Annotated in this window: 7 protein-coding genes; 1 reads left to right on the plus strand and 6 read right to left on the minus strand. The window is 38.2% G+C overall.

Annotated features, from left to right (window positions below; all coding sequences use genetic code 11):
• From V7149_RS06435 to V7149_RS06460, 6 genes are all read right to left on the minus strand, one after another.
• Positions 1 to 540 (minus strand): isocitrate lyase/PEP mutase family protein (locus tag V7149_RS06435; protein ID WP_335344823.1); only part of this gene is annotated, 540 nt, incomplete at its 3' end.
• A gap of 12 nt (positions 541 to 552) precedes the next feature.
• The gene (locus tag V7149_RS06440) at positions 553 to 1,995 is read right to left on the minus strand and encodes a bifunctional 2-methylcitrate dehydratase/aconitate hydratase (protein WP_335344824.1); all 1,443 of its coding nucleotides are present in this window, start codon (positions 1,993 to 1,995) and stop codon (positions 553 to 555) included.
• Between the two features lie 52 nt (positions 1,996 to 2,047).
• Entirely contained in the window at positions 2,048 to 3,559 is a 1,512-nt protein-coding gene (locus V7149_RS06445; RefSeq protein WP_335344825.1) for a tripartite tricarboxylate transporter permease, read from the minus strand.
• Positions 3,560 to 3,573: 14 nt separating this feature from the next.
• Complete coding sequence (locus V7149_RS06450) at positions 3,574 to 4,065, minus strand: tripartite tricarboxylate transporter TctB family protein (protein WP_335344826.1); 492 nt, start codon at positions 4,063 to 4,065, stop codon at positions 3,574 to 3,576.
• 19 nt (positions 4,066 to 4,084) lie between these two features.
• The gene (locus V7149_RS06455) at positions 4,085 to 5,113 is read right to left on the minus strand and encodes a tripartite tricarboxylate transporter substrate binding protein (RefSeq protein ID WP_335344827.1); all 1,029 of its coding nucleotides are present in this window, start codon (positions 5,111 to 5,113) and stop codon (positions 4,085 to 4,087) included.
• Positions 5,114 to 5,256: 143 nt separating this feature from the next.
• Positions 5,257 to 6,180 carry a LysR family transcriptional regulator gene (locus tag V7149_RS06460; RefSeq protein ID WP_335344828.1) on the minus strand — a complete coding sequence of 308 codons (924 nt, stop codon included), beginning with the start codon at positions 6,178 to 6,180 and terminating at the stop codon, positions 5,257 to 5,259.
• A 119-nt stretch (positions 6,181 to 6,299) separates the two neighbouring features.
• Here V7149_RS06460 and V7149_RS06465 point away from each other — a divergent pair.
• On the plus strand, positions 6,300 to 7,408 hold a 1,109-nt coding region (locus tag V7149_RS06465; protein ID WP_335344830.1), incomplete at its 3' end, for a coenzyme F420-0:L-glutamate ligase.

A 7,408-nucleotide genomic window follows, 5' to 3' on the forward strand; every position in this document is an offset into this window, starting at 1 on the left:
CTTATTTGCCCGTTCAATTGCCTGATCGATTCCTTCAACAGCAACTGCGTCCGTTCTTGCAACAACAAGTAATGAAGGAGCTACTTCTTTAATAACCTTGATTTTTTGCATCATGTCTTCAACACTAATTAACTTTTTTCCATTAAGATGACCGCATTTCTTTGGCAGCTCCTGATCTTCTATTTGAACGGCAGCCACCTTTGCCTCCACCATTTCTCTTGCTGTTCTTGCTGTATTGAGAATCCCGCCAAAGCCTGTGTCGATATCTACGAGTACCGGTAAATTTGCAGCACGAATGAGGTCCTTAGCACGTGCAGCCATTTCTTCTGAAGTAACAATACCTAAATCTGGAAGACCGCGACTAGCTGTATAGGCTGCACCTGATAAATACAGTGCCTCGAAGCCAGTTTTTTTCGCAACAAGAGCGGTCATTCCATCATGCACTCCCGGTATCTGTAAAATAGTAGAATGTAACATTTTTTCACGAAACAGTTTGGCCAACTCTTCTTGACTTAGTTCTTTATCAACAATCCAAGGCATATGGATTCCCCCCTAGATTACTAATTTCGCCATGAAATCATTGACGTTTGTTTTACATAATTCATTGTGGTCTGTACATAATTGAAAGATTTCTCTTACTTGGTTTTGAGGGAAGCGCGTTTCTAAATTACTGCTGAATTTTTTAAATAATAATGGTATTCCCTCGTCTCTGCGGAAGCGGTGCCCAATTGGATATTCCCTGATAATCCTTTCAGTTGAAGTACCATCCTTGAAAAATATTTGAATCGCATTGGCGATTGATCGCTTATTTGAATCTAGATAATCCTCACTGTACTGTTTATTTTCAATAACCTCCATTTTTTCACGCAGGCGATCAATTCTAGGATCCTGTGAAGCTTCTTCTTCATAGTGATCTGAATTTATTGTTCCAAATAGGAGTCCAATTGCCGCTATATATTGCAGACAATGGTCTCTGTCTGCAGGATTATGAAGCGGACCTGTTTTATCAATAATTCTTATCGCTGACTCATGTGACGTTATAACGATTTTATCAATTTCATCTAAACGATTCACGATTTGCGGGTGAAGTTCAACCGCACATTCCGCAGCTGTTTGACCATGAAATTCTGCAGGAAACGAAATCTTAAATAAGATGTTTTCAATCACATAAGTGTCTAACGGTCTACTTAACGTAAGTTCCTTTCCAGCAAAAAGGACATCTTGGAATCCCCAATTCGGAGCCGTTAATGCTGTTCGATAGCCCATTTCACCTTTCATAGCCATCATCGCCAGCCGAACACCGCGGCTTGTTGCATCACCTGCTGCCCAAGACTTCCGTGAGCCTGTATTCGGAAAATGACGGTATGTTCTCAAGCTAGAATTATCAATCCATGCATTCGATAAGGCATTGATTATTTGTTCTTTTGTTCCCCCAAGCATAGCGGTTACCACAGCGGTTGTTGCAATCTTAACAAATAGAACATGATCTAGACCTTGACGATTCAAGCTATTTGTTAAGGCTAGTACTCCTTGAATTTCATGCGCTTTGACAATTGCTTCAAGTACACTGTCCATTGTGAGTGGGTCACTTCCTTCAGAAATCCGTTTCCGGCTTACATAATCAGCAACAGCAAGTATGCCACCTAAGTTATCGGAAGGATGTCCCCATTCGGCTGCTAGCCATGTGTCATTATAATCAAGCCAACGAATTGCACAGCCAATATTAAAAGCTGCTTGTACCGGATCTAATTCAAATTGTGTCCCTGGTACTCTGCTTCCATTTGGTACAACCGTTCCTGGGACAATTGGGCCAAGATGTTTTGTGCATTCCGGGTATCTCATTGCCAAAAATCCGCAGCCTAACGTATCCATGAGTACATATCTTGCTGTTTCAAATGCAGCCTCACTTGTTATTTGTTTATTTAAGACATATTCTGCAATGGTTTCTAATACTTCATCTACTTGAAGAGCTTTTGTTGATTCTAACTTTTGCATGAAACTAATCACCCTTTCTTCCTTATCAATACTAGTTAGGTGTTATATAGAGTTATAGCTGTTGGTCCATTGAATCATCAGCCACTTTTTTCTTTTTCCTATTCCTAAAGATCGGTACAATAAAGGAAAGGAATGCAATGACAAGTAATGTGCAAGCAATTGGCCTTTCTGCAAAAATCAGTAAGCTCCCGTTTGATATGGTCAAAGATTGACGTAAAGACTGTTCCATCATTCCGCCTAATATAAAGGCTAATAGCATAGGGGCTGCTGGAAATTTCAAGCTTGCCATAAAGAAACCGATAATTCCAAATAACACCAACAAATATAAATCAAATGTACTATAGCTTATTCCAAACACACCGATTAAACAAAATACGATGACGAGTGAAATCAGTAGCGGGCGCGGTATTTTTAATATTTTCGATATATATGGTATTAATGGAAGGTTCAATATTAGCAGAATAATATTCCCGATATACATACTCGCAATCACTCCCCAAAACACATCGGGGTGATCATTCATTAGTAATGGGCCCGGTTGGACCCCTAACACAATTAATGCCCCTAACATAACCGCTGTTGTTCCTGAACCTGGGATTCCTAAGCTTAATAAAGGAACAAAGGCACCACTAGAAGCTCCATTATTTGCAGCCTCTGGTCCGGCTAAACCGGCAATCGAACCTTTTCCAAACTCCTCTGGTTTTTTCGATAACTTCTTCTCAGAAATGTATCCTAGAAAGGAAGCAATGGTTCCGCCTGCACCAGGAAGAACGCCAATCAAAAAGCCTAAAACGGATTGCCTGCCCATTGGTCCAGCCATTTCCTTGTAATCTTGTTTTGTTAAATGTAAGCTTCCTAGTTTATTGCTGAAGATACTTTTTTCTTTCCGTTCCAATATTAATGAGCTAACCTCTGCTAATGCAAACAAACCAAGGGCTATAACTAGAAAGTCAATTCCTTCTAATAAATTTGTAATGCCAAAGGTATATCTCACAGTGCCTGTTTGTCCATCTATTCCTATCGTGGAAATCATAAACCCAATTGTGGCTGATATTAAAGCTTTTACTGTTGAACCTTCTGAGAAACTTGATACAGTCATTAAACCCATTAACATCAGTGCAAAATATTCAGCAGGACCAAATGATATGGCAAGATTTGCAAGAACCGGTGCAAAAAGTGTTAAAAGAACAACACTTACTGTACCTCCTACAAAGGAAGCGATTGCGGCAATGGCCAATGCCTTACCCGCTTTCCCCTGTTTTGCCATTGGATATCCATCGAAGGTAGTTGGAACAGACATTGATTCTCCAGGTGCATTCAGTAAGATAGAAGAAGCTGCACCACCGTAAGCAGCGCCATAATAAACTCCTGCCATTAACAATAAGGCCATTGCAGGATCCATTCCATACGTAATCGGGATCATCACAGCAATAGCTGTTATTGGACCTAAACCAGGAATCATCCCAATAAGTGTTCCGATAACTGCACCAATAAATACAAATAAGAGGCCATGCAGGCTTAACGCTACTTTAAAGCCAGTTATGATTCCTTCAAAAATATCCAATGTAACCCTCCTCCCTAAAAAGGTAAAATGCCTTTTGGTAAGCTAATTTGTAAGAATGAATTAAATAAAAGATAGATAAAAAGAGGGATCGATAGAGATACAATGACATTTGAAAGCCATTTTTTGTATCCAAGAAATCGAGAATTAAGGAAAAGAAATAAGGCAGTTGTAATGATAAACCCTAGTATTTCAAGAAAGAAAATATAGAGCAATACAAAACTAAGAACAGTTAAAATTACCTTCCCTTCCCCTTTTGGAAGTTTTCTGCCTTCGCCTTTTTGTTCATCCTTATTGAAGTAAAGTAAGATTGATAAAAACAAAAGAATAAATCCAAGTGTAATCGGAACTGCATCGGAGTCTACTGGAACATAAGGAAAAGCTGGTAAACGAAGGCTTAACACTAAATAGCCAATGGATATCAATGCTAAAAAAACGGATATTTTTTTATTCAATGTATTTAACACGCTTGCACCACCTTTTGGAAAGGAGCCAATGAATTGATCCATTGGCTCCCTATTGCATTCCTTATTTTCCTATGCCTAATTCATCTAATAGCTCTTTCATGGCTACTTTTTCTTTTGTCAAAAATTCAACATATTCTTTGTTGTTCATATACATTTCAGACCATCCATATTGCTCTCGTATTTTCGCCCAGCCTGCAGAATCACTTAACTCCTTAAATTTCTTCTCATAGTAGTCTAGTGCGGCTTGATCCATTTCCGGCGGCCCAAAGAAACCTCTCCAGTTAATGAACGTAGCATCAATTCCTTGCTCTTTTACTGTTGGGAAGTCTTTTAACACTTCACCAGATAGACGTTCTTCTGAGGTCACACCTAATACCTTAATTTTCCCTGCCTTTACTTGCTCTACCGTTTCAGCTACACCTGTTGAAAAAACTTGTACACTGCCATTTAACAATTGAGTAAGTGCACCACCATCTTGATCTGATACATATTTTATTTTCTTAATGTCTACTCCAGCAGCCTTTGCTACTTTAATGAATTGAATGTGGTCCATGCTTCCTGGAGAAGATGCTCCAACAATCGAAATGCTAGATGGATCCTTTTTCATGTCCTCAAATAATTCATTTAAATTATTCCATTTTGCATCTGCCTTAACGGCAATCGCTGCATAATCCGCAATCAGGTTAGAAATTGGTGTGAAATCCTCGAAATCAAACTCAGATTGTCCGTTAAGCGGAACTAAAAGCATAGGCGGCGAAGTAACGAACAAGTTATATGGGCTATCCTTTTTGCTATGAATGTACGCCCAAGCAATTGCTCCTCCACCTCCAGGTTTGTTTACTACTCCTAAGCTTTGCTCGATAATCTTCTCTTCTTCAAAGACTTTTGCTGCCATACGCGCAGTTGTATCCCAACCGCCTCCAGGACCAGCAGGTGCAACGATTTCAATAGCCTTTTCTGGTTCCCACGTTTTCTCTGGCTTTTCTTCATTTGGTTTTTCTTCCTCTGGCTTTTTTGTAGCAGAATCACTTGAACATGCAGCTACAAATAGTAGTAAAAGTACAGACATAATTGAAAGAATCTTTCTCATGAATCCCCCTCCAAATTTTTTATTCCTTAATGAGAAAATCAAACCTTACTCCTAATCATATGTAGCCATTTTCAAAATAATTAAATAGATTTTGGAATATTTGGATTATTTCGTTTGCGGCAACCAAAAAAATACACCTCTTATTAATTAGAGGTGTTTAAAGAATATGGTATTTTCTTTCCGTCTTTTTTATTTTCAATAATATCCACAAATTTAGTAGATGCTGGCGAAAGTGGAACACTTTTCAGAAAACAGACACCTATATCGCGTTTTGGTATTTCCTCAATAAGCTTGATTTCATACAATAATCCTTTATTTAAATAACTTAGTGAAAATTCCTTCGTCACACAGGCAATCCCTAGATTAATTTTTGCAAATTCCAAAAGTAGATCATGTGAGCCTAATTCGAATTCAGGGGATATTTGTATACCTTTGGATAGTAAATAATCTTCAACATAGTTTCTGGAATTTGAATTATCTAGAAAAATTAAAGGCAGCTTGACTAATTTCTGGATACTCACGGCTTCAGATAATAGGGCCTTATATTTTTCTCCGCATACAAAGATATCGTGGACTTCAAGGCATGGCCTTAACTCTAGCGCAGGGTCATCAATCGGGAAATTACAAACAGCCACATCGACCTCTCCCGATTTGAGCAAAGAGCAGATTTCTAATGTCGTCCCATTCACAATCTTAAATTTAATATTGGGATAATTATTGTGAAAAACCTCTAAATATGGAAGTAAAAAATATCTGGAGATCGTGTCCCCAACACCAATCTTTAATTCTCCCGTAGTTAAATTTTTAAATTCTAGTATTTTTTCCTCTCCTACATCTATTAAATTAATAGCTGAATGAGTATATTCAAATAATAGTTTGCCCTCATCAGTGAAGGTAACCCCTTTAGGAGTCCGATTAAAAAGGCGTGTATCCAATTCTTTTTCTAATTGCATGATGCTTTGACTAACGGCAGGCTGTGTCATGTAAAGCTCTTTCGCCGCCTTAGAAAAACTTTTGCAATTTCCAACTTTACAAAAAACCTTATATAAATCTAATTTACTTACCACATAACCACTCCTTATATCCACTATTAGATATATTAATTTTACTTATACCATTAAAGAGGTGTATAGTACAAGTGGATATTATGGAAATTAAGCCTAACAGTCATAAGGGAGCGATTATATTGGAAAGAGTAGTTGGAACTGTTGTTAGAGGCCTTCGTTGCCCCATCATCAATCAAGGGGACAATATTGAAGAAATTGTTGTAGATAGTGTGCTAAAGGCTGCAGAAGTTGAAGGCTTTAGCATTAAAGATAAAGATATTGTAACCGTAACGGAATCCATTGTTGCTCGTGCACAAGGAAACTATGCGACAGTCGATCATATTGCTCAAGATGTTCGTTCAAAATTTGGTGATGAAACAATTGGGGTCATTTTCCCTATCTTAAGCCGCAATCGCTTTGCCATCTGTCTTCGCGGTATTGCAAAAGGGGCAGCAAAGAAAATTGTATTAATGCTCAGCTATCCGTCTGATGAAGTAGGAAATCATCTAGTAGATATCGATTTGCTTGATGAAAAGGGTGTAAATCCTTGGACAGATGTTTTAACTGAGGACCAATTCCGTGACCTTTTTGGCTATAACAAACATACGTTTACCGGTGTTGATTATATTGATTACTATAAATCATTAGTAAAAGAATACGGTGTTGAATGTGAAGTCATCTTCTCTAATAACCCGAAAACCATTTTAGAATATACAAAGAATGTTCTTACTTGTGATATCCATACAAGATTTAGAACTAAGAGAATCTTAAAAGCTAATGGCGGCGAAAAAATTTATAGTCTTGATAATATCTTATCAGCTTCTATTGATGGTAGCGGCTGTAATGAAGATTACGGTCTGCTTGGATCTAATAAAGCAACTGAAGACAGCGTGAAGCTATTCCCGCGCAATTGCCAGCCAACCGTTGATCATATTCAGCAAATGCTTAAAGAAAAGACTGGAAAAGTCGTTGAAGTGATGGTTTATGGAGACGGCGCCTTTAAGGATCCTGTCGGGAAAATTTGGGAGCTTGCGGATCCAGTTGTATCGCCTGCTTACACATCCGGTCTTGATGGAACTCCTAATGAAATAAAGCTGAAGTATCTTGCTGATAACAACTTTGCTGATTTAAAAGGGGAAGAGCTGAAAAAGGCAATCTCCGAATTTATTAATAATAAAGAATCAGACCTTGTAGGATCTATGGAATCACAAGGAACGACCCCTAGAAAATTAACTGACCTGATTGGCTC

This window comes from Bacillus sp. JJ1503 (genome assembly GCF_036965125.1).
GTDB lineage: Bacteria > Bacillota > Bacilli > Bacillales > Cytobacillaceae > Cytobacillus.